The organism is Streptomyces sp. NPDC056883 (assembly GCF_042788835.1).
In the GTDB taxonomy this organism is placed as follows: Bacteria; Actinomycetota; Actinomycetes; order Streptomycetales; family Streptomycetaceae; genus Streptomyces; species Streptomyces stoeckheimensis.
The window spans coordinates 111,565-137,501 of the sequence record NZ_JBHUBS010000007.1 but is presented as its reverse complement, the minus strand read 5'-3'; the positions used below and the strand labels follow the sequence as shown (position 1 = coordinate 137,501).

At 70.8% G+C, this 25,937-nt stretch carries 15 protein-coding genes and 1 riboswitch; of the genes, 3 read left to right on the top strand and 12 right to left on the bottom strand.

From position 1 onward, the window contains the following. Nucleotides 1-81 precede the first annotated feature (81 nt). From ACFRU2_RS19445 to ACFRU2_RS19435, 3 genes are all read right to left on the bottom strand, one after another. The gene (locus ACFRU2_RS19445) at nt 82-888 is read right to left on the bottom strand and encodes a M23 family metallopeptidase (protein WP_274549901.1); all 807 of its coding nucleotides are present in this window, start codon (nt 886-888) and stop codon (nt 82-84) included. A 12-nt stretch (nt 889-900) separates the two neighbouring features. After that, nucleotides 901-1,060, bottom strand: a riboswitch (cyclic di-AMP (ydaO/yuaA leader). Nucleotides 1,061-1,287: 227 nt separating this feature from the next. After that, nucleotides 1,288-2,655 carry a M16 family metallopeptidase gene (locus tag ACFRU2_RS19440; RefSeq protein WP_382974015.1) on the bottom strand — a complete coding sequence of 456 codons (1,368 nt, stop codon included), beginning with the start codon at nt 2,653-2,655 and terminating at the stop codon, nt 1,288-1,290. A gap of 32 nt (nt 2,656-2,687) precedes the next feature. Beyond that, nucleotides 2,688-4,040, bottom strand: a complete 1,353-nt coding sequence (locus tag ACFRU2_RS19435; RefSeq protein WP_382973532.1) for a M16 family metallopeptidase — start codon at nt 4,038-4,040, stop codon at nt 2,688-2,690. A 270-nt stretch (nt 4,041-4,310) separates the two neighbouring features. Here ACFRU2_RS19435 and ACFRU2_RS19430 point away from each other — a divergent pair, with 270 nt between their 5' ends. Continuing rightward, the gene (locus tag ACFRU2_RS19430) at nt 4,311-6,767 is read left to right on the top strand and encodes a DNA topoisomerase (ATP-hydrolyzing) subunit A (RefSeq protein WP_382973529.1); all 2,457 of its coding nucleotides are present in this window, start codon (nt 4,311-4,313) and stop codon (nt 6,765-6,767) included. 107 nt (nt 6,768-6,874) lie between these two features. Continuing rightward, nucleotides 6,875-8,962, top strand: a complete 2,088-nt coding sequence (locus ACFRU2_RS19425; RefSeq protein WP_382973526.1) for a restriction endonuclease — start codon at nt 6,875-6,877, stop codon at nt 8,960-8,962. A gap of 18 nt (nt 8,963-8,980) precedes the next feature. Here the strand turns inward: ACFRU2_RS19425 and ACFRU2_RS19420 are convergent, their stop codons facing one another. Together ACFRU2_RS19420 and ACFRU2_RS19415 are read right to left on the bottom strand one after the other, a co-directional pair. Continuing rightward, nucleotides 8,981-10,108, bottom strand: a complete 1,128-nt coding sequence (locus ACFRU2_RS19420; protein WP_382973523.1) for a CobW family GTP-binding protein — start codon at nt 10,106-10,108, stop codon at nt 8,981-8,983. Nucleotides 10,109-10,128: 20 nt separating this feature from the next. Further along, the gene (locus tag ACFRU2_RS19415) at nt 10,129-11,304 is read right to left on the bottom strand and encodes a citrate synthase (protein WP_382973520.1); all 1,176 of its coding nucleotides are present in this window, start codon (nt 11,302-11,304) and stop codon (nt 10,129-10,131) included. Between the two features lie 55 nt (nt 11,305-11,359). Between ACFRU2_RS19415 and ACFRU2_RS19410 the strand changes: the two genes are divergently transcribed. Further along, the gene (locus tag ACFRU2_RS19410; RefSeq protein ID WP_382973517.1) at nt 11,360-12,613 is read left to right on the top strand and encodes a citrate synthase; all 1,254 of its coding nucleotides are present in this window, start codon (nt 11,360-11,362) and stop codon (nt 12,611-12,613) included. A 48-nt stretch (nt 12,614-12,661) separates the two neighbouring features. Here ACFRU2_RS19410 and ACFRU2_RS19405 read toward each other — a convergent pair whose 3' ends face one another. From ACFRU2_RS19405 to ACFRU2_RS19375, 7 genes are all read right to left on the bottom strand, one after another. Next, nucleotides 12,662-15,127, bottom strand: a complete 2,466-nt coding sequence (locus ACFRU2_RS19405; protein WP_382973514.1) for a discoidin domain-containing protein — start codon at nt 15,125-15,127, stop codon at nt 12,662-12,664. Nucleotides 15,128-15,224: 97 nt separating this feature from the next. After that, on the bottom strand, nt 15,225-16,832 hold the full coding sequence (locus tag ACFRU2_RS19400) for an alpha-amylase family glycosyl hydrolase (protein ID WP_382973511.1): 1,608 nt from the start codon (nt 16,830-16,832) through the stop codon (nt 15,225-15,227). 53 nt (nt 16,833-16,885) lie between these two features. Then, on the bottom strand, nt 16,886-17,761 hold the full coding sequence (locus tag ACFRU2_RS19395) for a carbohydrate ABC transporter permease (protein ID WP_382973509.1): 876 nt from the start codon (nt 17,759-17,761) through the stop codon (nt 16,886-16,888). A 13-nt stretch (nt 17,762-17,774) separates the two neighbouring features. After that, a complete protein-coding gene (locus ACFRU2_RS19390; RefSeq protein WP_274549892.1) occupies nt 17,775-18,683 on the bottom strand; it encodes a carbohydrate ABC transporter permease in 909 nt (302 codons plus the stop codon). A gap of 104 nt (nt 18,684-18,787) precedes the next feature. Further along, nucleotides 18,788-20,188, bottom strand: coding sequence for an ABC transporter substrate-binding protein (locus ACFRU2_RS19385; protein ID WP_382973506.1), 1,401 nt, complete (start codon nt 20,186-20,188; stop codon nt 18,788-18,790). A gap of 234 nt (nt 20,189-20,422) precedes the next feature. Beyond that, nucleotides 20,423-21,442: a LacI family DNA-binding transcriptional regulator gene (locus ACFRU2_RS19380; RefSeq protein WP_382973503.1), complete on the bottom strand. Its 1,020-nt coding sequence runs from the start codon at nt 21,440-21,442 to the stop codon at nt 20,423-20,425. Nucleotides 21,443-21,623: 181 nt separating this feature from the next. Continuing rightward, on the bottom strand, nt 21,624-25,916 hold the full coding sequence (locus ACFRU2_RS19375) for a discoidin domain-containing protein (RefSeq protein WP_382973500.1): 4,293 nt from the start codon (nt 25,914-25,916) through the stop codon (nt 21,624-21,626). Nucleotides 25,917-25,937 lie beyond the last annotated feature (21 nt).

Sequence of the window (25,937 nt, the reverse complement as noted above, 5' to 3'; positions counted from 1 at the left end):
TGGACACTCGGCACGACGAAGGCCCCGGCTCTCAAAGAGCCGGGGCCTTCGCGGAAGACGTGTGCTGCGGAGCGCAGCGGGTCAGACGGTGACGCCGTGCGAGCGCAGGTACGTGACCGGGTTGATGTCCGTACCGTAGTCGGCGCCGGTGCGGGCCTCGAAGTGCAGGTGCGGGCCGCTGGAGTTGCCCGTGGAGCCCGACAGGCCGATCTTCTGGCCCGGGGTGACCTGCTGGCCGACGGAGACGCTCAGCGAGGACATGTGGCCGTACTGGGTGTACGTGCCGTCGGCGTGCTTGATGACGACGTTGTTGCCGTACGCGCCGCCGTAGCCAGCCTCGACCACGGTGCCGAGGCCCACGGCGTGCACCTCGGTGCCGGAGGCGGCGTGGAAGTCGATGCCGGTGTGGCTGCCGGAGGACCACATGCCGCCACCCGCGTGGTACTGGGTGCTGACGTAGGTGTCGTCGAGCGGGGAAACGAAGGTGTTGAGGCGCTTGCGCTCCTCTTCGCGGGCGGCGCGCTCGGCGGCCTCGCGCTCGGCCTTGGCCTGGGCTTCGGCCTGCGCCTTGGCCTCGGCGGCCCGCTGCTTGGCGTCGGCCTCGGCCTGCGCCTTGGCGGCGGCGGCCTCGGCGGCCCGCTGCTGGGACTGGGCCTGGGCCTCGACGTCACCGGCGAGCTCGTCGGCCACCACGATGGTGTTGAGGGTGCCGGTGTCCTCGATGGAGGGGCTGTGGTCCGCGGCGAACGCGGGACCGGCCAGGGAGCCGACGACACCAGTGGTGGCGAGGGCGGCTATGCCGGCGTAGCCGGCGGTCCTGCGGCTGAGACGACTCGAACCACGGTGCTTGCCGGAACCGGAACCGGCGGCACGACTGCCAAACGCCATGAAGGGGTTGATCCTTTCCTTCCCTCTCGCCTACCGGGTTAGCTGACGGGTTCGGAGCAGGAAGGTCTCCTACGGGCCCCCTCTTGCGAGGCGGTCCGATTCACCCCAGGGACACAAGTGGGTCCCCGGCTCCCCAGGCTCGCGCCTGACGGGGACTCGGCGATCGCTGCCCGGTGCCGCGGACGCGGCGGTTACAACTGACGGACAGCACGGCCGACGCTAGGCGGATCATCAGTCAATCGCCAAACAGACACGCCTTTTTGTTGCGTACGCCACACCACATACAAGCAACCACACCACTAAAGGCCAGATAAAGGACAAAAGGGACCCCGGCGGACAAGCCGCCGGAGCCCCTTGAATGGCGGGCCAGTTGACGGCCCGCCGGAGATCAACTGACGATCAGTTGGTGACCACGGTCACTTCGCCGATCCCGAGGGCCCGCACCGGCTCCTCGATCTGCGAGGCGTCGCCGACCAGGACCGTGACCAGACGGTCCACCGGGAAGGCGTTGACGACCGCCGAAGTGGCCTCCACCGTCCCGGTTTCGGCGAGCCGCGCGTACAACTGCGCCTGGTAGTCGTCCGGCAGCTCCTGCTCGACCTGGTCGGCGAGCGTGCCTGCGACGGAAGCGGCCGTCTCGAACTTCAGCGGGGCCACCCCCACCAAGTTCTGCACGGCCACGTCCCGTTCGGCGTCGGTCAGGCCGCCCTGCGCGAGGGTGCGCAGCACCGTCCAGAGGTCGTCCAGGGCCGGGCCGGTGTTGGGGGTGTCCACCGAGCCGCTGATGGCGAGCATCGAGGCGCCCTTGCCGTCGGCGGTGGAGCGCAGCACCTGGCCGAAGGCGCGCACGCCGTACGTGTACCCCTTCTCCTCGCGCAGCACCTTGTCCAGCCGGGAGGTGAGCGTGCCGCCGAGGCAGTACGTACCGAGCACCTGGGGCGCCCAGACCCGGTCGTGCCGGTCCGCGCCGATGCGGCCGATCAGCAGCTGCGTCTGGACCGCGCCGGGCCGGTCCACGATGACCACGCGGCCCGTGTCGTCGGCGGTGATCGGCGGGACCGGACGCGGGGCGGTGGTGTCACCGGTCCACGCGCCCAGGGTGTCGGCCAGGACGGCGTCCAGGTCGATGCCGGTCAGGTCGCCCACGACCACCGCGGTGGCGGTCGCGGGGCGCACGTGGGCCTCGTAGAAGGCCCGTACGGCCGCGGAGTCGATGCGGGCGACCGTCTCCTCGGTGCCCTGACGCGGGCGCGACATCCGCAGGGTGGCCGGGAAGAGCTCCTTGGAGAGCTGCTTGGCGGCGCGGCGCTGCGGGTTGGCGCTCTCGTGCGGGATCTCGTCGAGCCGGTTGCGCACCAGGCGGTCGACCTCGGCGTCGGCGAAGGCCGGCGTGCGCAGCGCCTCGGCGACCAGCCCCAGCGCCTTGTGCAGGCGGGACGCCGGGACCTCCAAGGAGACCCGCAGGCCCGGGTGGTCGGCGTGCGCGTCGAGGGTGGCGCCGCAGCGCTCCAGCTCGGCGGCGAACTCCTCGGCGGAGCGCTTGTCGGTGCCCTCGGACAGGGCGCGCACCATGATGGTGGCCACGCCGTCGAGGCCCTCGGGCTCCGCGTCGAGCGGGGCGGCGAGGTTGATCTCGACCGCGACCACCTGCTGGCCCGGGCGGTGGCAGCGCAGCAGGGTCAGGCCGTTGGCCAGGACCCCGCGCTCGGGGGCCGGGAAGGCCCACGGCTGCGGCTCGCCGGCCTCGGGGCGCGGGTGGAAGGTCATCGTGACGGCTGCGGTGTCGGCTGCGGTGTCGCTCACTGCTCCGCCCCTTCGTTCTCGTCGTTCTCTGCGTGCTCGTCGTGCTCGTCCGCGGCGATCGGCTCGTAGACGAGCACCGCCCGGTTGTCGGGGCGCAGTCGGGCAGCGGCCACGGCCTGCACTTCCTCGGCGGTGACGTCGAGGACGCGCTGGACGGCGGTCAGAGCGAGCTGCGGGTCGCCGAACAGCACCGCGAAGCGGCACAGTTCGTCGGCGCGGCCGGCCACCGTGCTCAGCCGGTCCAGCCATTCGCGCTCCAGCTGGGCCTGCGCGCGCTCCATCTCCTCGGCCGTCGGGCCCTCGGCGGCGAACCGCGCGAGCTCCTCGTCGACGGCCGCCTCGATGGCGGGCACCTCGACGCCGCTGGAGGTCTTGACGTCCAGCCAGCCCAGCGAGGGTGCGCCGGCGAGGCGCAGCATGCCGAAGCCGGCCGCGACGGCGCTCTGGTCGCGGCGCACCAGGCGGTTGTGGAGCCGGGAGGACTCGCCGCTGCCCAGGACGGTCAGCGCCACGTCGGCGGCGTCGCACTCGCGGGTGCCGTCGTGCGGGAGCCGGTAGGCCGCCATCAGCGCGCGGGCCGGAACCTCCTCGACGACCTCCTCGCGCAGTTGCTCGCCCATGATCTCGGGCAGCGAGCCGTCGCGCGGCGGCTGCTTGCCGTCGTGGCCGGGGATGGTGCCGAAGTACTTCTCGACCCAGGCGAGGGTCTTCTCGGGGTCGATGTCGCCGACGACCGAGAGCACCGCGTTGTTGGGCGCGTAGTACGTACGGAAGAACGCGCGCGCGTCCTCCAGGGACGCGGCGTCCAGATCGGCCATGGAACCGATCGGGGTGTGGTGGTACGGGTGGCCCTCCGGGTAGGCCAGCGCCGTCAGCTTCTCGAAGGCCGTGCCGTACGGGACGTTGTCGTACCGCTGGCGGCGCTCGTTCTTGACGACGTCGCGCTGGTTCTCCATGGACTCGTCGTCCAGGGCGGCCAGCAGCGAGCCCATCCGGTCCGCCTCCAGCCACAGCGCGAGCTCCAGCTGGTGGGTCGGCATCGTCTCGAAGTAGTTGGTCCGCTCGAAGCTGGTGGTCCCGTTGAGGGAGCCGCCGGCGCCCTGGACCAGTTCGAAGTGGCCGTTGCCGGAGACGTTCTTCGAGCCCTGGAACATCAGGTGCTCGAAGAGGTGAGCCAGGCCCGTACGTCCCTTGACTTCGTGGCGCGAGCCGACGTCGTACCAGAGGCAGACCGCGGCGACCGGGGTCAGGTGGTCCTCGGACAGCACCACGCGCAGGCCGTTGGCCAGCCGGTGCTCGGTCGCTGTGAGGCCGCCGGAGCCGGCGTGAGCTGTGGCCGTGTGACCCATGGGCATGTGGTCCCTTCGATCGCGATGCAGAGATTCCTGTCAGACCTGCCACTGTATGCAAGCGTGTCGGCCGGCGGAGAAGTTCCCGGCCCAGTCCTGGGTCGGAGTCGGCGTTGTCGGTGCCTCGGGCCACAATGGTCCGCGTCACCCCTGTCCGAAACCGGTCCGCACCCGTACCGGCACCGCCCCAGCACCGTCCCCGTCCCACCCCCCGCCCCACCCCGTGAGAGCTCAGCTCATCCCGATTCTTGGTTAAGGAGCCGCGCAGCGATGGCCCGCCGCAGCACGAAGACCCCGCCGCCGGAGGATTTCGAGGAGAAGATCCTCGACATCGACGTCGTCGACGAAATGCAGGGCTCCTTCCTCGAGTACGCGTACTCGGTGATCTACTCCCGTGCCCTTCCCGACGCCCGCGACGGCATGAAGCCGGTGCACCGGCGCATCGTCTACCAGATGAACGAGATGGGCCTGCGCCCCGACCGCGGCTACGTGAAGTGCGCCCGCGTCGTCGGCGAGGTCATGGGCAAGCTGCACCCGCACGGCGACGCGTCGATCTACGACGCCCTCGTGCGCATGGCGCAGCCCTTCTCCATGCGGCTCCCGCTGGTCGACGGCCACGGCAACTTCGGCTCGCTCGGCAACGACGACCCGCCGGCCGCGATGCGGTACACCGAGTCGAAGATGGCCGACGCCGCCTCGTTGATGACGGACGGGATCGACGAGAACACCGTCGACTTCGCCGCGAACTACGACGGCCAGGAGCGCGAACCGGTCGTCCTTCCCGCCGCGTACCCGAACCTGCTGGTCAACGGCGCGTCCGGGATCGCGGTGGGCATGGCCACCAACATGGCCCCGCACAACCTCGGCGAGGTCATCGCGGCCGCCCGCCACCTGATCCGCTACCCCGAGGCGGACCTGGACGCGCTGATGCGCTTCGTCCCGGGTCCCGACCTGCCCACGGGCGGCCGGATCGTCGGCCTCGCGGGCATCAAGGACGCCTACGAGAACGGCCGCGGCACCTTCAAGATCCGCGCCACGGTGGCCCTGGAGGACGTGACCCCGCGCCGCAAGGGGCTGGTCGTCACCGAACTGCCCTTCACGGTCGGTCCCGAGAAGGTCATCGCGAAGATCAAGGACCTGGTCGGCTCGAAGAAGCTCCAGGGCATCGCGGACGTCAAGGACCTCACGGACCGCTCGCACGGCCTGCGCCTGGTCATCGAGATCAAGAACGGCTTCCACCCCGAGGCCGTGCTGGAGCAGCTGTACAAGCTGACGCCGATGGAGGAGACCTTCGGCATCAACAACGTCGCGCTGGTCGACGGGCAGCCGCTGACGCTGGGCCTCAAGGAGCTGCTGGAGGTCTACCTCGACCACCGCTTCGAGGTCGTCCGCCGGCGCAGCGAGTTCCGCCGCGGCAAGCGGCGCGACCGGCTGCACCTCGTCGAGGGCCTGCTCGTGGCGCTGCTCGACATCGACGAGGTCATCCGGATCATCCGGGACAGCGACAACTCCGCGCAGGCCAAGGAGCGCCTGATGGAGCGCTTCTCGCTGAGCGAGATCCAGACCCAGTACATCCTGGACACCCCGCTGCGCCGGCTCACCCGCTTCGACCGGATCGAGCTGGAGTCCGAGCGCGACCGGCTGGCCGGCGAGATCGACGAGCTGACCGGGATCCTGGACTCCGACAGCGAGCTGCGCAAGCTGGTCTCGGCGGAACTGGCCGCGGTGTCGAAGAAGTTCGGCACGGAGCGCCGTACGGTGCTGCTGGAATCGGCGGGGACGCCGGTCGCGGCGGTCCCGCTGGAGGTCGAGGACACCCCGTGCCGGGTGCTGCTGTCCTCCACCGGCCTGCTCGCCCGCACGGCCAACGCGGACCCGCTTCCCGAGGAGGAGGGCGGCGCCCGCGCCAAGCACGACCTGATCGTCTCGCAGGTCGCGGCGACCGCGCGGGCCGACATCGGCGTGGTCACCTCGTACGGCCGGCTCCTGCGGCTGTCGGTCATCGACCTGCCGCAGCTGCCCGACACCCACGCCGCGCCGAACCTGGCGGGCGGGGCCCCGGTCTCGGAGTTCCTCTCCGGGCTGGAGGCGGACGAGCAGGTCATCTGCCTGACCTCGCTCGACGAGTCGGGGCAGGGCCTGGCGCTCGGCACCGAGCAGGGCGTGGTCAAGCGGGTCGTGCCGGACTATCCGGCCAACAAGGACGAGCTGGAGGTCATCACCCTCAAGGACGGTGACCGGATCATCGGGGCGGTCGAGCTGCGCACGGGCGAGGAGGACCTCGTCTTCATCACCGACGACGCCCAGCTGCTGCGCTACCCGGCGGGCCAGGTCCGTCCGCAGGGCCGCCCGGCGGGCGGTATGGCGGGCATCAAGCTCGCGGACGGCGCCAAGGTGATCCACTTCTCGGCGGTGGACCCGGCGCGCGAGGCCGTGGTGTTCACGGTGGCGGGCTCGCACGGGACGCTGGACGACTCGATGCAGTCCGGAAAGCTGACCCCGTTCGACCAGTACCCGCGCAAGGGCCGGGCCACCGGCGGAGTGCGCTGCCAGCGCTTCCTGAAGGGCGAGGACGTCCTGCTGCTGGCCTGGGCGGGCGGTTCCCCGGTCCGCGCGGCGGCGGCGAACGGCACTCCGGCCGCACTGCCCGCGGCCGACCCGCGCCGCGACGGCTCGGGCACGGCCCTGCCGGCGGTGGTCGCGGCGCTGGCGGGTACGGCGCTGTAGGAAGTTCCAGCCCATTCGGGTGGTACGTCCGAGGGACGTACCACCCGAATGGCGACTAGTGTTTTCCCTCTTGGCACTGTCGGGTGGGGCGGGGAGACACAGAACTGATGAGTCGTCGGTCGGGCGGATTGATCAGTGACTGGGCCGAGGCCCAGCGCCGGACGCAGCAGACGCAGCTGATCCAGCAGCGCGAGGCGGAACGCCGGCAGCGGGCGTACGAACGGGACGTGGCCCGGGGGCAGCGCGAACAGCAGGCCGCCTATAAACAGCACCGCGACGCCCAGGCCCGGCGGGCGACCGAGCAGCTCGACGCCCGGGTCGCGGCCCTGCAAGGGCTGTTGGCCGCGGGCTGCCGTGCCCCGGCGTTCCGGCTGGCCTCCCTGGTCAGGCCCGAGCGGCTCGACCCCTTCGATCCGGGGAACCTGGCGCACCCCGTGCCGCTGCCGCAGCTGCACCACTTCCAGCAGCAGAGCAGCGGCTGGACGCTGGGCTCGAACCGGCGGGCGCAGGCGGAGCGGGAGGCGCACGCCCGGTACACGCAGGCCTGGCAGGCGGCGCAGGCCGCGGAGGCGCAGCGGCAGCAGCAGCTGGCGGCGTACCGGCAGCAGTACGACCGCTGGGCAGCGGAGCAGCTCGCCGGGATCCGCGGGCACAACGGCGGGCTCACCGAGCTGGCCGGCGCGCTGCGCGCGGGCGACGCGGAGGCCGCGGTGGAGTACTTCTCGGCGGCCCTGTACGCCTCGGCCGGCTGGCCGGAGAACCTGCCCCGACAGGTGTCGGCGGCCTACGACCCGGCGCGCCGCCAGCTGGTACTGGACTGGGAACTGCCCGGCTACGAGGTGGTGCCGGAGGCCAAGTCGGTGCGGTACGTGCCGAGTACGGACCAGGACAAGGAGACGGCCCGCCCGGCCACGCAGCGGCGGGCGGTCTACCGGGACCTGCTGGCGCAGTGCGTGCTGCTGGTGGTCCGCGATCTGTACGCGGCCGACGAGTTCGACGCCCTGGACTCCGTCGTCGTCAACGGCTTCGTGGACGCTCACGATCCGGTGACGGGGCGGGAGGCGCAGCTCGTGCTCGCCTCGGTGTCGGCGCCCCGGTCGGCCTTCACCGGGCTGCGGCTGGAGCTGGTGAGCGCGGTGGACTGTCTGGTGGAGGGGCTGGGCGGGCAGTTGTCCGCACGGCCGGACCAGCCTGCCGCCGTGCGCCCGGAGCGTCGGCCCGGTGAGGTGGGCGGCGTCGTCCGTCACGGAGGTCACGCCGGCCGCGACGAGGACGAGCCGGACCTCTTCGCGATGGACCCGATCGCCTTCGAGAACCTGGTCGCCGAGCTGTTCCGGGCGATGGGCATGGAGGCGGTAACCACACAGCGCTCTGGCGACGGCGGGGTGGACATCGAGGCGAACGACCCGTCCCCGATCACGGGCGGGCGGATCGTGGTGCAGGTCAAGCGCTACCGCAACACCGTGTCGCCGACGGCCGTCCGGGATCTTTACGGCACGGTGCAGGACAAGGGGGCGAACAAGGGGGTGCTGGTCACCACCGCGACCTTCGGACCCACGTCGTACACCTTCGCCGACGGCAAGCCGCTGGAGCTGGTTCACGGCGCCGCCCTCGTGGAGCTGCTGCACCGGCACGGACTGCGCGGCCGCCTCGGCCCGGGCGCGGCGCCCTCGGTCCCGGCCCAGCGGACGGCCGAGCCCGAACCCGCCGCGGACCACAACGTGCTCGGCATGTCCTGGGCGGGGTCGGTCGCGCTGGACGTGTGCGCGCTGGTCTGCGAAGGCAACCGGGTGCTGAGCGAGGACCACTTCGTGTTCTTCAACAACCCGAACACCCCGGACGGTTCGGTACGGACCCATGCGCACGCGGCACCGGACAAGGCGGCGCTGCTGGTCGCCTTCGACGCGTTGCCGCAGCGGTCCGACCGGCTGGTCCTCGTCGCCGCGATCGACCCCGAGGCCGATCCGCACGCCGATCTGGCCGGCTTCACCGACGCCCGGATCCGGCTGCTGGGGGCGGGTGGCGAGGAACTGGGCCGGTTGGAGGTCTCCGACGGCCGCGCCGGCGAAACCGCCCTGGTCCTCGGCTCCTTCCGGCGCCGCCCGGGCGGCGACTGGGACTTCGTCCTCGGCGGCAAGGGCTACCCGGGCGGCCTGGAGCCCCTCCTCGGCGACTTCGGCATCGAGGTCGCCTGACCCTGCGCGGGGCGGCCCCTAGTAGTCCTCGGGATCGGGATGATCATCCGGATCCGGATCCGGATCGGATTCCGGATCGGGATCCGGAGCCTGCTCCGCCGGGCGGTGTACGTAGCGCAGGACGCCCCACATGCTCTCCGGGGCCGCGTGCCACGGCTCCGGTTCGCGGCAGTCCTCCAGCTCGCGGAGCAGCGCGGGGCCGTCGGTGCCCGAGCCGATCAGGACGAGCTGCGTCAGGCGCGGCTCGCCCCGGCCCCAGGGGTGCGGGGCGAAGCGGAGGAAGCGGCCGACCGCGTGGACCTCGTAGCGCTCCTCGTGGCCGGGGACGCCGAAGTAGACGGAGCCCTTGATCCGGTAGAGGCCGGCCGGGCGGCGGTCGAGGAACTCGATGAACCGGCGCGGGCCGAGTGCCTGCTCGGACACGAACTCCGTGCTCTCGTAGGCCGCGTGGACGTGGTCCGCGTGTTCATCGCCGTCGTGGTCGCGGTCATGGTCGTGTGCCTGGGCCAGCAGGTCCTCGAAGGACAGCTGGCCGCGCGTTTCGGTCCACGGGCGGCGGTCGAAGAGCAGCTCCGGGTCGATCCGCCCGTGGTCCGCGCCGACGACCGGGATGCCCGGTGCGCAGAGCGCGGCGAGCGCGCCCTCGATCCGGGTGCGTTCGGCGGCGTCGATCCGGTCGGTCTTGTTGAGCACCACCAGGTCGGCGACGGCCAGGTGCCGGTCGGTCTCGGGGTGCCTGGCCCGGGTCGCGTCGAACTCCGCCGCGTCGACGATCTGCACCATGCCGCCGTACCGGACGCCCGGGTTCTCGTTGGCGACGAGCATCCGGACCATCTCCTGCGGCTCCGCCAGCCCGCTCGCCTCGATGACGATCACGTCGATGCGGTGGACGGGGTCGGCGAGCTTCTCCAGGTACGCGTCCAGCTCGCTGCCGTCCACGGCGCAGCACAGGCAGCCGCCGCCGAGGGAGACCATCGAGTCCCCGACCTGGCCGGCCACCGCCATCGCGTCGACCTCGATGGAGCCGAAGTCGTTGACGACGACCCCGATCCGGGTGCCGCCCCGGTTGCCGAGGAGGTGGTTGAGGACGGTCGTCTTGCCGGATCCGAGGAATCCGGCGAGGACGACGACGGGGATGCTGTTCACCCGATCGATCGTAGCCAGCGTCAGCCGAGGGCGGGCACCGGCCGGGGCGGGGTCGGACCGGTGTAGCGGGCTGCCGGCCGGATGATCTTCGAGTCTGCGGCCTGTTCCAGGACGTTCGCGCTCCAGCCGACCACGCGGGCCGCGCAGAAGGTCGGCGTGAACATCTCGCGCGGCAGCCCGCACAGCTCCATGACCACGCCCGCGTAGAACTCCACGTTGGTGTGCAGCTCCCGGCCCGGCTTGAGCTCGGCGAGGATCTCCTCGACGTGCCGCTCGACCTCCACGGCGAAGTCCACCAGCGGGCCGCCGAACTGCAGGGCGATCCCGCGCAGCATCCGCGAGCGCGGGTCCTCGGTGCGGTAGACGGGGTGGCCGAAGCCCATGATCCGGTCGCCCGCGAGGACGCGCTCGCGGATCCACGGATCGATCCGGTCCGCCGTGCCGATGGCGTCGAGGGTGTCCAGGGCCCGGCTGGGGGCGCCGCCGTGCAGCGGGCCGGAGAGTGCGCCGATCGCCCCGGTGAGACAGGCCGCGACGTCGGCGCCGGTGGAGGCGATCACGCGGGCGGTGAAGGTGGAGGCGTTGAAGCCGTGGTCGATCGTGGAGATCAGGTACCGCTCGACCGCGCGGGCCCTGACCGGCTCGGGTTCCCGTCCGGTCAGCATGTGGAGGTAGTTGGCCGCGTACGGGAGGTCGTCCCGCGGTTCCACCGGCTCCAGCCCCTGGCCGAGCCGGTACAGGGCGGTGAGCAGGGTCGGTACGGCGGCGCAGGCGGCCAGCGCGTCGGCGGCCCGGCATTCGGGGGCCAGGTCGTAGACCGGGCGGAAGCCCGCGGAGGCGCCGAGCAGGGAGAGCGCCGTGCGCAGCCCTGAGAGCGGGCCGGACAGGGCGGTGGCACGGGCCAGGGCGGGCAGGGCGTCCCGGACCTCGGCGGGGAGCCGGCGCAGCGGGGCGATCTCGGCGGTGAAGGCGGCGCGCTCGGCGGCGTCGGCGGGCAGTGCGCCGCGGAACATCAGGTGCCACACGTCCTCGAAGGTGCGGCTCTCGGCGAGCTCGACCGCCGAGTACTGGCGGTAGTGGTAGAAGCCCTCACGGCCCCTCACGTCACCGAGCTGGGTCTCGGTGACCACGACTCCCGCGAGTCCGCGGGGGGTTTCGGCGGGTGCGACGGTGGTGTTCATGGATCGACCATCCATGATGCACTCAATCACTGTCAATATTGATCGAATCAACATATGTAGGGTGTGCGTCATGAACGACGAGCCCGGTGAGCGAAGGATCGGCACCCAGGAAGCGGCCCGGCTGCTGGGGGTGAAGCCCGCGACCGTGTACGCGTACGTCAGCCGCGGCCAGCTCACGAGCCGCCGCGACCCGGTCGGACGCTCCAGCAGTTTCGACGCCCGCGAGGTGGAGGCCCTGGCCCGGCGCAGCCGACGCGAGGCGGCGGGTCCCCCCGGGTTCGCCGCCTCCGCCGGGGAGCTCTCCGTACGCACCGCGCTCACCCTCATCGAGTCCGACCGGTACTACTTCCGCGGCGTGGACGCCGTGGAACTGGCCTCGCGGTACCGCTACGAGGAGGTCGCCGAGTGGCTCTGGACGGGGACCCTGGTGCGCGGGGCCCGGTTCACCGCTCCCCCGGAGTCCCTCGCCGCGGCCCGCCGGGCGGTCGCCGCGCTCCCCGAGCACAGCGGGCCGATCGACCGGCTGCGGGTGGCCGTCGCCGCCGCGGCGGTCGCGGACCCGCTGCGCTTCGACCTGTCCGAGTCCTCCGTACTGGGCTCCGCACGCGCCCTGATCCCCACCCTGGTCGGCGCCCTGCCCGAGGTGGGCCCGGCGCAGTGGGGCGGGGACGGCCGCCTCTCCCGGCAGCTGTGGCCGCGGCTCTCCGCCCTGGACCCCGATCCGGACGCGTTGGCCGTCCTGGACCTGGCCCTGGCCCTGCTGACGGACCACGACCTGGCCGCCTCGACCCTGGCCGTACGGGTGGCCGCGTCGGCGCGCGCACATCCGTACGCGGTGGTCTCGGCCGGGCTCGGCGCGCTCGAAGGCCCCCTGCACGGAGCGGCCGGGCGGCTCGCGCACCGGATGCTGGTGGAGGTGCTGGAGCGCGGCGGCGCGGCTCCGGTGGTGGCGGAGTACCTGCGGGCCGGACGCAGGGTGCCCGGGCTCGGGCACCGGCTGTACGGGGCTGAGGATCCGCGGGCGACGGCGCTGTTCGCCCGCCTGGAGCCGCTGGCGCAGGCCGGTCCGGCGCTGGGCGCGGCGCGCGAGGTGGCCGGGGTGATGGCCCGGCACGGCGGCGGCCTGTACCCCAACGTGGACCTGGCGCTCGCCGTGCTGACGGTCTCCTGCGGGATGGCTCCGGAGGCCGGGGAGACGGTCTTCGCGGTGGCCCGTACGGCCGGCTGGATCGCGCACGCGTTGGAGGAGTACGAGGAGCGCCCGCTGCGGATGCGACCGAGCGGGCAGTACCACGGACCCCGCCCGCCACAGCCGTTGCCGTGACGGGCGGGGTGTCACCGGGCGGGGTGTTCCCCGGCGGGGTGCCGGGGCTCAGCCGGCGTAGGCCTCGAACTCGCCGAGCTGCCCGGCCGGCCAGCCGGTGTTGCCGGTGAAGGCCAGCCGCAGGTGGCGCAGGTTCGTACCGGCGGGAAGGGTGATGGTCACCTTGTTCCCGCTCGCCGGGTCGAAGACGTGGCCCTGGGGGGCGACGACGGTGGTGAAGGAGGAGCCGTCGGTGCTTCCCAGGACCGACAGGGTCTGGGTCCTGGCCCCCCAGGCTGCCGGCGGCGGCAGTTTCAGGACCAGGCGCTTGACGGCCGTGGTGGTGCCGAGGTCGACCGTCACCGACTGCGGGAAGGCGTTGTTGAGGCTCTCCCAGTAGCTGTTCGGGTCTCCGTCGACGGCCTTGGCCGCGTCATAGCCCTGGGTGTGCGAGGACTCGGCGACCGGCCGGCCCTGGGCCAGGTTGCGGGTGGGGTCCGGGGTCGGAGTCGGGGTCGGGGTGGGCGTCGGAGTCGGGGTGGGCGTCGGCGTGGGAGTGGGGCGCGGCGTCGGAGTCGGCGTCGGGCTCGGCGTGGGAGTGGGCGTCGGGCTCGGCGTCGGTTCCGGTCCCGGCTGGTCGGTCGCCGGGGGGAACGGCCCGCAGTAGGTGTTCGGCAGCTTGGTGTTCCAGCCGGAGTTCCCGCTGCCCTGCGTCAGCTTCAGCTGCGCGCCCAGGCAGCTGTAGACCGGCTCGGTGAAGCCGATCCGGGTGGCCCTGACGTTGCTCATGGAGAGCTCGGCCGGGTCGTTGAACTGGAGCGCGAACGTCCCGGTCTTGTCGATGGTGATGTTGTCGAAGTGCACGCCCTTCGTGCTGCCGGACACGAAGTGGATGGCAGCGTAGGAGCTGTCCAGGATGTCGCTGTCGGTCACGTTGATCGCGGCCTTGTCGATGGAGCTCGACCGGCTGTCGAACCACACGGCGCCGATCGGGAAGTTCCACCCGTAGTCGGTGTTCCCGGTCCGGATCAGGGTGTTGCGGGCCAGCGTGAAGGTGCCCGAGACGTCCGTCCCCTGGCCGGGGGTGACCCCGGGATAGCGGTTGCCGACGTGCAGGCCGCCGCCGTTGGACAGGGTCTCGGCGGCCACGTTGTCGGTGACGCTGATGTCCTTGCCGCCGTAGATCGCGATGTTGTTGGCGAGGATCGGCAGGACGACGGTGTTGTGGCTGAAGGAGTTGGCGACGTTGTTCTTGGTGTCCGCCCACATGGCGAGGCCGTCGTCGCCCAGGTTGCGCAGGAAGGTGTTCTCCACGGAGGAGCGGGTGACGCCCCAGTGGAAGTTCACCCCGTCCGCCGTCTGGTCGAGGATCCGGCTGTTCCTGATGTGGAAGTTGTCCATCGGGCCGTCCATCCAGGCCCCGACCTTGGTCCGCTGCATCCACACGTTGTCGACGACGGAGTCGCTCATCGCGCCCCCGATGGCGTTGACCTGGTCGTCGTCGATGCGGTCGGCGATCTCGCCGATGATCGCGAAGTCCTTCAGCGTGACGTTTCTGCTCGGCCCGCCGCTCTCGTGCGCACGGATCTGTCCGCCGTATCCGCCGCCCTGTACGTACTTCCCGTAGATCCCGGCCGCGCGGCTGCGGTCGGTGGGGTGACGCCCGGTGAGGACGGAGTACCAGGGTCCGGCCCCGCGCAGTGTCACCTTGTCCACCACCACGTGATCGGTGAGCTTGAAGGTGCCCTGCGGGATCCACACCTCCTTCGCCTGCGCCGCGCCCGCGTCCACCGCCTGCTGGAAGGCGGCCGTGGAGTCGGCGGAGCCGTTCGGATCGGCCCCGAAGTCGGTCACCGACAGCGAGCCGGGCGGCCGCGTCCCGGGGGGCGCGACCTCCTCGAAGTCGGCGAGGTCCACGATCGCCCACGGGGTGGCGCCGAGGGAGGAGAGGGTGAGCCGGACCTTGGAGCCCGCCGTGAGGGTCTTCCCGAAGAGGGTGCGGGTCTCCTCGTAGAAGTGGTGCGGCTTGTCGCCGTTCGGCTGGTTGGTGAAGGGGTAGCTGCCGTAGAACCAGCTGTACTTGGAGGTGAAGTCCAGATCCTTCAGCTTGGTCCCGTCCAGCTTCAGCTCCACGGGTGCGCTGATCCCCGTACCGGCCGCGTTGTCCGGTACCGAATAGCGCACGCTCATCGCGTTCGCGGGTTTGGTCAGCGTGAACTCGACGTACTCCCCCGCCGCGTCCAGCCGTACGGCGCTGCGCCCGGAGGCCTCTGCGGGCAGGCTCGTGTAGGTCCGGTCGGGCCCGATCACCGACCCGTTGGTGGCCGCCCGCTCCGCCTCCTGCTCGGTGAAGGGCACGGTCGCCCCGCGCCCCGGGACGTCCAGCGGGGACAGGACGGCAGGGGCGGCCGTCGCGCTGGGGGCCGCCACCAGCGGGAGGGCGGCGGCCGCCCCGAGGACGGCGGTGGCGGCCAGCGCGGCGAGCAGTGCGCCGGCCGGCCTCCCGCGTGCTGCGATGCGTGCTGCTGCGCTCATGACGGTGGGACCTCTCCATGCGGTGCGGGGGTGTGCACGGGCGGATCTACGAGGTGGGGCGCGGGAAACAGGTGGTCCTGGCGGTCCGGCTGCGGCGTCAGGTCCGCAGCCAGACCGCCGTGTCCTGTCCGAGCAGCCCGTCCGCATCCAGCGCGGAACTGCTCAGCAGGAGGCTCGTGTGGGCCGGCAGCGGGACCGGCTCCGGGGACAGGTTGGCCACGCAGACCAGCCCGTCGGGGCGGCCGAAGGCGAGCACTCCGGGCGGCGCGGGCAGCCACTCCAGCGATCCCCCGCCGAAGCCGGCCGCGGCCCGGCGCAGTCCGAGGGCCGTCCGGTAGAGGGTGAGCATCGAGTCCGGGTCCCCGGCCTGGCGGTCCGCGGCGTACGCCGGCCAGTCCGCGGGCTGGGGCAGCCAGGGCTCGTTCCACGGCTCGGCGGTCCACGGCAGCGGGACCCTGCACCCGTCCCGGCCGGGGTCGGTGCCGCCGGAGCGGAAGTGCATGGGGTCCTGGATGCGGCCGAGCGGGATCTCGGCCTCGGGGAGCCCCAGTTCCTCGCCCTGGTAGACGTAGACGGAGCCGGGGAGGGCCAGGGTGAGCAGCGCGGCGGCGCGGGCCCGACGGGTGCCGAGGGCCAGGTCCGCGGGGGTCCCGAAGGCCTTGGTGGCGAAGTCGAAGCCGGTGTCGGCGCGCCCGTAGCGGGTGACCGTACGGGTCACGTCGTGGTTGCACAGCACCCAGGTGGCCGGGGCTCCGACGGGGGCGTGCTCGGCGAGGGTCTCCTCGATGGAGGTGCGCAGCCGGCCGGCGTCCCACGGGCAGCTGAGGAAGGAGAAGTTGAAGGCGGTGTGCAGCTCGTCGGGGCGCAGGTAGCGGGCGAACCGCTCGGAGTCCGGCAGCCAGACCTCGCCGACGAAGATGGCTCCGTACTCGTCGGCGATGGCCCGCCAGGAACGGTAGATGGCGTGCAGGTCGTCGCGGTCGATGTACGGGTGCACTTCTCCGGGCCACGGCTCGGCCGAGCGGCCTGCCAGGTCGGGGAGGGCCGGGTCCTTGGCGAGCAGGGCCGCGGAGTCGATCCGTACGCCGGAGACTCCGCGCTCGAACCAGAACCGCAGGACTTCCTCGTGCTCCCGGCGGACGGCGGGGTGGTCCCAGTTGAGGTCGGGCTGCTCGGGGGTGAAGAGGTGCAGGTACCACTCCCCGTCCGGTACCTGCGTCCAGGTGGCGGCTCCGTTGAACTGCGAGGGCCAGTCCCCCGGCGGCAGTTCGCCGTGCTCCCCGCGGCCCGGGCGGAAGTGGAAGAGCTCCCGCTCGGGGCTGCCGGGGCCGGCGGCGAGGGCGGCCTTGAACCAGGCGTGCTGGTCGGACACGTGGTTCGGGACGATGTCGACAATGGTGCGGATGCCCAGTTCACGGGCCTCGGCGATGAGCTTCTCGGCCTCGGCGAGGGTGCCGAAGGCGGGGTCGATGGTGCGGTAGTCGGCGACGTCGTAGCCGCCGTCGGCGAGCGGGGAGAGGTACCAGGGGGTGAACCACAGGGCGTCGACGCCCAGTTCGGCGAGGTAGGGGAGGCGGGCGCGGACGCCCGTGAGGTCACCGGTGCCGTCCCCGTCGCCGTCGGCGAAGCTCCGTACGTACACCTGGTAGATGGCGGCCGAGCGCCACCAGTCGGCGGCGTTTTCGGGCAGGGGAAAGTCAGCCACGGAGGGGTCCTTTCAGGGGGGCGACCGGGCACGGCGGCGGTGCGGGGTGGTGCTCACCCCTTGAGGGAGCCTGCCGTCAGGCCGCTCATGATGTTGCGCTGGAAGATCAGGAAGATGATGAGCGTGGGCGCCGAGGCCATCGCGAGCGCGGCGACGAGATGGTTCTCGGGCACTCCCCTGGCGAGCGAGTAGATGCCGACGTTGAGCGTCTGCAGGGCCGGGTCGGGGAGGGTGAGCATGGGCCAGAGGAAGTCTTTCCAGACCCCGACGATGGCGAAGATCGACACGACGCCGAGGACGGGCCGGGACATCGGCAGGACCACGGAGCGCAGGGTGCGCAGGGAGGAGGCTCCGTCGATGGCGGCGGCATCGAGGATCTCGCCGGGGATGGAGTCGAAGAATCGTTTCAGAAGGAAGATGTTGAAGGCGTTCGTGACCGAGGGCAGCCAGATCACCCAGGGCGTGTTGAGCAGGTTCCGCTCGATGAGCGGCATGTCCAGGACCGTGAGGTACTGCGGTACGACGAGGACGGTGGCCGGGATCATCAGCGTCGCCAGCATCATGCCGAGGACGGCCTTGCCGAAGACCGGCCGGAGCTTGGACAGCGAATAGGCGGCGGCCACGTCGAGGACGAGCTGGAAGGCCAGGGCGCCGAACGCGTAGTAGAGGGTGTTGAACAGCAGCTTGGCGAGGTCCATGACCTTCCAGGCCGCCGAATAGTTCCCGGCGTGCAGGGAGTCCGGGACCACGGTCGGCGGGACCTGGGTGAACTCCGCGGTGCTCTTGAGGCCGTTGGCGACCATCCAGTAGAGGGGCCCGAGGAAGACGATCGTGAAGCCGATCACGACCGCGGCCAGGACGGTCCAGTAGGCGATCTTGCCTCGGGTGCGGCCGAGTTGGGCCGGGGATATCAGCGTGCGCTCTGACATGTGGGTCCTCCCGTCAGTTCTCGTTGTCGCGGCTCAGCCGGACGTACACGGCGGAGAAGCCGGCGAGCAGGACGAGCAGGCACAGGCCCAGGGCCGCGGCGCCGCCGTACTGGTTGAAACTGAAGGCGTACTGGTAGATGAGGACGACGACGGTGGTGGTCGACCCTTCGGGACCGGCGCCGCCGGTGAGCATGAACGGTTCGACGAACACCTGCATCGTCGCGATGATCTGCATGAGGAGCATCAGCGAGAGGATGAGCTTGGTCTGCGGGATCGTGACGTGCCAGATCTTGCGCAGTACCCCGGCTCCGTCGAGTTCCGCCGCCTCGTAGAGCTCTCCGGGGATGCCCTGGAGGGCTGCCAGGTAGATCAGGGTCGCGCCGCCCATGTTCATCCACGTGGAAGCGATGACGACGGAGACCATCGCGGTATCGGTGGATTGCAGCCAGTCTTGCGCCGGCAGGTGCAGGAATTCCAGAATTCTGTTGAAGACCCCGTAACCGGGGTCGTAGAAGTACTTGAAGAGCAGGATCGAGGCGACCGGCGGCATCATCACCGGGAGGTAGACCAGCAGGCGCAAGTAGCCCTGTGCGTGCCGGAATTCGTTGAGCACGATCGAGACCACGAACGGGACGGCGAAGCCGAGTACCAGCGCGAGCCCGCTGAAGAGCAGGGTGTTGCGCCAGGCCTGCCAGAACGCCGGGTCGTTGAAGACGTAGCGGAAATTGTCCCAGCCGACCCAGTGGACGGCTCCGCCCTCGGTCTTCTGGAAGGCCAGCAGGAACTCCCGGACCATCGGGTACCAGGAGAAGAAGGAGAAGCAGAGGACGGCGCCGATCAGAAAGCCGTGGGCCGAGAGGTTCCGCTTGAACGCCCGGAGGAATTCCTCACGAGAGGTACCGGGCAGGGTGGGAGCCGACATCGCCGCTCGCTCCTTGGTGGGTCGTCGCCATCTGTGTACGGGGTGGGGGCCTGCGGGCGGGTCCGGGCCGGGGAGGCCGCCCGGACCTCCCCCGGCCGGGGCCGCTACTGGTTGGCCAGCACCTGGTTGACGGCCTTCTCGGCCTCCGCGAGGAGCTGCGCCGAGTCGGCGTCCTTGTTGGTCAGGACCGCCGACATCACCTTGTCGAGGACCTTGTAGACCTCCTGGGCCTTCGCCGGCTCGGCCTTGCCGGCCACCGGGTTGTCCAGGAAGGGCTTGAAGTTGATGACCGGCATGGTGGCGTTGGCGGCCTTCAGCTCGTCGTCCTTGGCCTTGCTGGCGCCGGTGAAGAAGGCGGGCTGCGGAAGCCCGACCGGCAGGCCGTCGGCCTTGGAACGGTCGTACTGGAACTGCCCCTTGCCGACCGCGAGCGTCTTGAAGTTCAGCCAGGCGATGGCGGCCTTGACCTTGTCGGGAGAGCTGCCCTTCTTGATCATGTAGCCGTTGCCGCCGGCCAGCGTCGCGGCGCCGCCGGGGATGGGGCCCATGCCGAAGTTCTCGTACTTGCCCGAGAGCTGCTGGACCATGTACGTGATGTCGTCGGGCGCGGCGAGGAACATGCCGAGCTTGTCCGAGGCCATCTGCTTCTGCAGGTCACCCCACTTGAGCAGCTGGGTCTTGCCCATGCTGTCGTCCTCCCAGCGCATGGCGTGGAGGTTGTCCACGACCTGCTTGCCGGTCGGGTTGTTGAAGGCCGCCCTGCCGTCGGCTCCGACGACATCGCCGCCCATGCCGTACATGGCGGCCGTGAAGTGCCAGCCGCCGGTGTTCTCGACGCTGTACTCGCCGTAGCCGGCGGTGCCGTTGCCGAGCGCCGCGATCTTCTTGGCGGCCGCGCGGACCTCGTCCCAGGTGCGCGGGGGCTGGTCGGGGTTGAGGCCCGCCTGCTGGAAGAGCTTGCGGTTGATCAGCAGGCCCATCGTGTAGTTGCTGGTCGGCACCCCGTAGAGCTTGCCGTCCTGCTTGAGGGTGTTGACGACGTTCTTGTCGATGTCGTCGAAGGCCGGGACCGACTTGGCCGTGACGTAGGCCGTGATGTCCTCGGCGCCGTCGTTGTCCAGCACCTGCTTGAGGTCGGTGAAGTAGGCGTAGAAGACGTCCGGCTGCGACTTGGCCTTGAGCATCGCCGTGAACCGCGGGGGCTCCAGGCACTGGCCGGGGGTGGAGCGGCCGTCGATCGTGACGTTCGGGTAGGTCTTGTTGAACTCCGCCACGTCCTCCTTCCACTGCTTGAGCTCGGCGGCCTTCGCCGCCGGCGGCATGCAGTCGATGGAGAGGGTGACCTTGGTCTTCGGGTCGAGCGGCGCGGAGGCGTCCGTGGAACCGCCGGACGGCTGGTTCTTGGTGTCGTCCCCGCTGCTGCTCGTGCCACAGGCCGCGAGGGCGGTGACGGCGAGCGCCGAGACGAGGGCGGTCGCGGTGGTGCGGCGGATGTTGGTTCTCATCGGTGGTCCCCTTCGAGCATCGAGCAGGAGGCGTGGGGCGTGTAAGGAGGCGAGCGCGGCACACTCAATCACCACCGACAGATGAACGCAATATCTCGCGCAGATTTCGCAAGAGATTGGCAGTGGAGCGCCGGGCGGCTCGGGGGGCGAACGCAAAACAGGGCCCCGAAACGTCAGCGAGACGTTTCGGGGCCCTGTGGCCGGGGGCCGAACTCGGCGGAGACCGGTGGGGCGTTACTCGGAACGGGGGCGCGGGGCCTGGGCGGTGGAGCCCCGCACGACGAGCTCGGGCTCGAAGAGCAGCTCTCCGGGCTGTACGGCGGCGCCCTGGATCTGCGCGGTGAGCAGCTCCACGGCGGCCCTGCCCATGGCTTCGATGGGCTGCCGGACGGTGGTCAGCGGGGGTTCGGTGCAGTTCATGAAGGCCGAGTCGTCGTACCCGACGACGGAGACCTGGCCAGGCACGTCCAGCCCGCGCCGGCGGGCCGCCCTGATGGCCCCCAGGGCCAGCGGGTCGCTCGCGCAGATGATGCCGGTCACCCCGCGGTCCAGCAGCCTCGACGTGGCCGCGTGGCCGCCTTCCAGGGAGAACAGCGCCCGCTCCACGTGCGCCGCGGGCAGCTCGGTGCCGGCCGCCGCGGCGACCGCCTGGGCGGCCACCAGCTTGCGCAGGGAGGGGATGTGGTCGGGCGGGCCCAGCACCAGCCCGATGCGCTCGTGACCGAGGGAGGCCAAGTGGCGCCAGGCCTGTTCGACCGCGACGGCGTCGTCGCAGGAGACGCACGGGAAGCCGAGGTCCTCTATCGAGGCGTTGATGAGCACCACCGGGACCTTGCGGTCGTGGAGCAGCCGGTAGTGCTCGTGCGGGGCGTCGGCCTGCGCGAAGAGCCCGCCGGCGAAGACGACGCCGGAGACCTGCTGCTGGAGCAGGAGCTCGACGTAGTCGGCCTCGGAGACCCCGCCGGTGGTCTGCGTGCAGAGCACCGGGGTCAGCCCCTGCTGGGCCAGCGCGCCGCCGATCACCTCGGCGAAGGCCGGGAAGATCGGGTTCTGGAGTTCCGGCAGGACCAGGCCGACCAGCCGGGCCCGTTCGCCGCGCAGCTGGGTGGGGCGTTCGTAGCCGAGGACGTCCAGTGCGGTGAGCACGGACTGGCGGGTCGTCTCCGAGACGCCCGGCTTGCCGTTGAGCACCCGGCTGACCGTTGCCTCGCTGACCCCCACCTTCTTCGCCACTTGAGCAAGTCGTCGCGTCATGAGCGCAAGAGTAGCGCAAACAATGCAAGTTCCTTGCAGTTCGATTACGGCCAGTTTGGCCCATCGGAAACCGGCGCGGAACCCCCCGCGTCCCACCGGCCCGGCGGACCTCATGCCGGCGAGTGGCGGGGCACCCCGAAGGGATGCCCCGCCACCCTCGTTCCCCGGTGTTCGCCGCCCGCTACGGCAGCTGGTTGATCTTGAACGTCGAGGTCGTGTTCCGCACGTCCACGGCGTTGTCGCTCATCCTCAGGTTCTGGATGGTGACCTCACCCACCGCGGGTCCTTGTCCCGCCTCGGGCATCTCGTTCGCCCAGAGACCGAACCCGGACTTGGCGTCGAAGGCGTCACCGCTCTTCTTCGCCCCCGTGATGGTGATGTCCTTCAGAATGGTGTCCTTGATGGGATTGACCGGCTGGCCGCCGACGTACTGCGTCTGGAACATGATTCCGCTGTAGGTCGGATCGGCGATGTCCACGTTGTTGATGCGGATTCCCTGGAACACCTTGGAAGCCGAGAAGATCCAGATTCCGGGGAAGGTCTGCGCCCCCCAGAAATGGCCTCCGGCCCGGACGATCGAGATGTTCTCGAAGAGCGTCGGGTCGGTCCCGAATCCGTTCATCGGATACCCGAAGTCCAGCGAGCTGATGGTGATGCCCGAGTAGACCAGGATGTCGGCGATGTAGATGTTGCGGAAGGTGTTGTTGAAGCCGCCGTAGACGGCGACACCCGCCGCGCGCCAGGTCAGGATGGCGCTCAGGTTCTCGTAGACGTTGTTCTTCATGTCCGCGCCGCCCGCGTCGATGGCGGAGAACAGCGCGAAGCTGTCGTCACCCGTGGAACGCGCCTCGATGTTGGCCACGAGGTTGTCCGTGCTGCCGTTGGTCATGTTGATGCCGTCGGCGAAGGTGTCCCGGATCCGCGAGTTCTTGATCGTGATCCGGTCGGTGTTGGCACCCCAGTAGAGGCACACCTGGTGTTCGTTCCAGATGTTGTCGATGGTCATGTCGGTCACGTTGGCGAAGTCGAAGACCTTGCCCGGACCGTCGATGCGCGAGGTGTAGTTGCCGAAGTAGGCGAACCCCGTGAAGGACGAGCCCTTGGCGGTGCCCTCCGCGCGCCATCCGTTGTCGGTGTTGTCCTGCGAGGACGGGGCGTGGAAGCGCGCGAACCAGGGCCCGGCGCCGACGACCTGCACGGCCTTTCCGTACACCTGGAACTTGCTCGCCGTGTCGTAGTCGCCCGGCGGCAGGTAGACGCCCACGAGCTTGCCCGTGGTGTCCATGCGGACCTTGTCCAGGGCGTTCTGCACGTCCTGGTGGGTGAAGCCGGCGGGCACCGTGTAGGTGGCCGGGTCGGGGTTGGGGATCACCGTGGCCTGTTCCAGGCTCACGAAGTCGATCGCGTAAGTGGTGGTGTTCGCCGCGTCCTTCTGGAGGCGGATCTTGCTGCCCGCCGCAACGGTCTCGCCGAGGAGGATGTTCGCCTCGTCGTAGATGTGCCGCGGGGCTCCGGCGCTCGGGGCGTTGCCCGGTCCGGCCTCGGCCCCGTAGAGCCAGGCGTACTTCGAGGTCAGCGGCAGGGCCTTCTTGAGGACGCCGTTGACGTAGACGTTGATGGTGGAGTCGATGCCGCCGCCGCCCGGGGCGTCCGGGATGGAGAAGCGGGTGACCAGGGTGTTGGTCGCGGCCCGGGTGGTGAACTCGACGTACTCGCCCGTCGCGTCCAGGTTCACGGCCTTGCGGCCCGAGGCCTCGCCGGCGATGTCGCCGACGGTGCGGTTGGGGCCGACGACGTTGGCTCCGCCGCCGACCACGCCGTCCTCCGCCTCGTAGGTGTCGAAGGGCATGTTCGCCCCGCGGCCGACGAAGAAGGGCTTGGCGGAGGTGTTGTTGGCGCGCTTGACCGGCAGCTCGTTGGCATCGTCGGCGAGGACCACCTTGACGGTGTACTTGCCGTTGGCCGCCGTCCAGTTGCCGAGCGCGATCGGTGCGGAGGAGGCACCGGCCGCGAGCGCGCCGCTGAAGGATCCGGTCAGCGTACGGATGGTGGCGCCGCCCGCGTCCTGGAGCGTGAGGGTGACGTTGTGGGTGCCCGCGGCGGCGGCCACGGTGCCCTGGTTCTTGACCGTGACGGAGAAGCCCACGGACTGGCCGGCGGACGGGGCGCTCGGCGACCACCCGACGGACGAGGCCACCAGGTCCGAGCTGTCGACCGGGCGGACCACCAGCGGGGAGCCGGTGAGGCTGTTGTTGGTGTCGTTCTGCTCGACGACCGTGTTCGCCTCGTCGACGATCGCGCTCAGCGGGTAGCTGCCCGCGTCGCGCGGGCCGATGCCGGCCGTGACGGTGGCCGAGGCGCCGGCGGCCAGCGCGGGCACGTTGGCGGAGGCGATCTTCGAGCCGCCGAGCTGGAAGGAGACGGCGGTCGCCGGCGCCGGGGCCGGGCCGGTGTTCTTGACGGTGGCGGACAGGGTGACGGAGTCCGACTCCACCGGCGCGGCCGGGCTGGCGCTCACCGCGGTGACCTGGAGGTCCGGGTTGGGCGCCGCGACGCCGATGACCTGGAACTCGGCGATCTGGCCGTTGGAGGAACCGGTGTTGGAGGTGAAGCGCAACTGCACGTCCGCGACCCGGGCGTTCAGCGGGATGGTGACGGTGTTGGAGCCGGAGGCCGGGTTGAAGACGTAGTCCTTGGCGGCCACCAGGCCGGTGACCCCCGAGGCGCTCTGCTCGCGGCCGAGGACCTGGATGTTCTGGGTGCGGGTGCCCCAGCTGCTGTCCGGGTTGAGCTTGAGGACCAGACGGTCGACGTCGGCGTTGGCGCCGAGCTTGACGGTCAGGGTGCTCGGGTAGGCGCCGCCCGCCCCCTCCCAGTAGGTGGAGGTGCTGTTGTCGTTGGCGTTCTCCGCGACGAAGGTGTGGATCACGGAGGAGCCCTCTATGGGCTTGCCGACGGCCAGGTTGGAGCCGCCCGTGCCCCCGCTGCCGTTGCGGGTCACGGAGTTGCTGTCGCCGGAGCGGTTGCCCGCCGCGTCCTTGGCCCGGACGAAGTAGCTCACGGTGGCGGTGGCGGGCTGGGTGTCGGTGTAGCTGGTGGCACTGCCCGCGACCGTCGTGAGCAGCACGTTGTTGGCGAAGACCTCGTAACCGGTGACGCCGACGTTGTCGGTGGAGGCCTGCCAGTTCAGCTTGATCTGGCCGGCGGCCGGCTCGGTGAAGGTCAGGGCTCCCGGGGTGGTCGGGGCCTGGGTGTCACCGGTGTCGCCGGCGCGGGTGACGCTGTTGCTGTTGGCCGACTGGTTGCCGGCCGCGTCCTTGGCCCGGACGTAGTACGTCACGCTCGCGGAGGCCGGCTGGGTGTCGGTGTAGGTGGTGACGTTGCCCGCGACGCTGGTGCGCAGCTGGTTGTTGGCGTAGACGTCGTAGCCGGTGACGCCGGTGTTGTCGGTGGAGGCGTTCCAGGTCAGCTTGATCTGGCCGGTCGCGGGCTCCGTGTAGGCGAGGGCGGCCGGGGCCGTCGGGGCCTGGGTGTCGCCGGTGGTCGGGCCGTAGATCTCCAGCTCGGAGAGCTGCCCGCCGGGCTGTACGGAGTTGGACGCTATCCACACCCGGACGTAGCGGGTGGTGGTGGCGTCGAAGGCGATGCTCACCGTGTTGGCGCCGGCGGCGTTGAACTCGTACCCCTTGGACGCCGTCAGGTCGGTGTAGTCCGTGCCGTTCGCACTGCCCTGGATCTTGAGGGTCTGGGTGCGGGCGCCCCAGTTCTCGGGAAGCTTGAGGACCACGCGGTCCACGCGCACGGAGGAGCCCAGGTCGGCCTGGAGCCACTGGGGCATGGCGTTGTTGACGCTCTCCCAGTAGCTGGCGGTGTTGCCGTCGTTGGCGTTGCCCGGCACGTAGACCTGGGTGTTGCTGCTCGCGGTGAGCGTCTTGCCGAGGGCCAGGTTGGTCCCGGACTCGCCGGGGGCGCGGACCTCCAGCTCGGAGAGCTGGGCGGCCTGCCAGCCGGTGTTGGCGGTGATGTCGATGCGGACGTACCGGGCCTGGGTGGCCGGGAAGCCGATGGTGACCACGTTTCCGGCGCCCTGGCCGAAGGTGTAGGTCGCCGAGCTCACCAGGGTGCTGAAGCTGGTGCCGTCGGCGCTGCCCTGGACGGACAGGGTCTGGTTGCGGCTCTCCCAGGAGGCGGGGAGCTTGAGCACCACCTGATCGACGCGGGTGGTGGCTCCGAGGTCGGTCTGCACCCATTGCGGGAAGGTGCTGCCGGCGCTCTCCCAGTACGACGACTGGTTGCCGTCGGTGACGTTGCCGGCCGCATAGGCGCCGTTGGTACTGCTCGCCGTGGCGGGCCTGCCCGCCGAGACGCTCGGTCCGCCGGCGGCCACGGCGGTCAGAGCGGGCCAGCCCAGCATCAGCAGGGCCGTGCTGATCAAGGCGGCCAGGGTCCGCCATCTCCAGTTGTGCCTTCTCATATGTCCTCGTCCCTCGACATG

Excerpts from the sequence above, each read along its gene's own strand:
- ACFRU2_RS19430 (WP_382973529.1), top strand. The coding sequence starts at position 4,311 with ATGGCCCGCCGCAGCACGAAGACCCCGCCGCCGGAGGATTTCGAGGAG.
- ACFRU2_RS19395 (WP_382973509.1), bottom strand. The coding sequence starts at position 17,761 with ATGTCAGAGCGCACGCTGATATCCCCGGCCCAACTCGGCCGCACCCGA.
- ACFRU2_RS19405 (WP_382973514.1), bottom strand. The coding sequence starts at position 15,127 with ATGAGCGCAGCAGCACGCATCGCAGCACGCGGGAGGCCGGCCGGCGCA.
- ACFRU2_RS19380 (WP_382973503.1), bottom strand. The coding sequence starts at position 21,442 with ATGACGCGACGACTTGCTCAAGTGGCGAAGAAGGTGGGGGTCAGCGAG.
- ACFRU2_RS19425 (WP_382973526.1), top strand. The coding sequence starts at position 6,875 with ATGAGTCGTCGGTCGGGCGGATTGATCAGTGACTGGGCCGAGGCCCAG.
- ACFRU2_RS19445 (WP_274549901.1), bottom strand. The coding sequence starts at position 888 with ATGGCGTTTGGCAGTCGTGCCGCCGGTTCCGGTTCCGGCAAGCACCGT.
- ACFRU2_RS19415 (WP_382973520.1), bottom strand. The coding sequence starts at position 11,304 with ATGGATGGTCGATCCATGAACACCACCGTCGCACCCGCCGAAACCCCC.
- ACFRU2_RS19375 (WP_382973500.1), bottom strand. The coding sequence starts at position 25,916 with ATGAGAAGGCACAACTGGAGATGGCGGACCCTGGCCGCCTTGATCAGC.
- ACFRU2_RS19410 (WP_382973517.1), top strand. The coding sequence starts at position 11,360 with ATGAACGACGAGCCCGGTGAGCGAAGGATCGGCACCCAGGAAGCGGCC.
- ACFRU2_RS19440 (WP_382974015.1), bottom strand. The coding sequence starts at position 2,655 with ATGACCTTCCACCCGCGCCCCGAGGCCGGCGAGCCGCAGCCGTGGGCC.
- ACFRU2_RS19435 (WP_382973532.1), bottom strand. The coding sequence starts at position 4,040 with ATGGGTCACACGGCCACAGCTCACGCCGGCTCCGGCGGCCTCACAGCG.
- ACFRU2_RS19385 (WP_382973506.1), bottom strand. The coding sequence starts at position 20,188 with ATGAGAACCAACATCCGCCGCACCACCGCGACCGCCCTCGTCTCGGCG.
- ACFRU2_RS19390 (WP_274549892.1), bottom strand. The coding sequence starts at position 18,683 with ATGTCGGCTCCCACCCTGCCCGGTACCTCTCGTGAGGAATTCCTCCGG.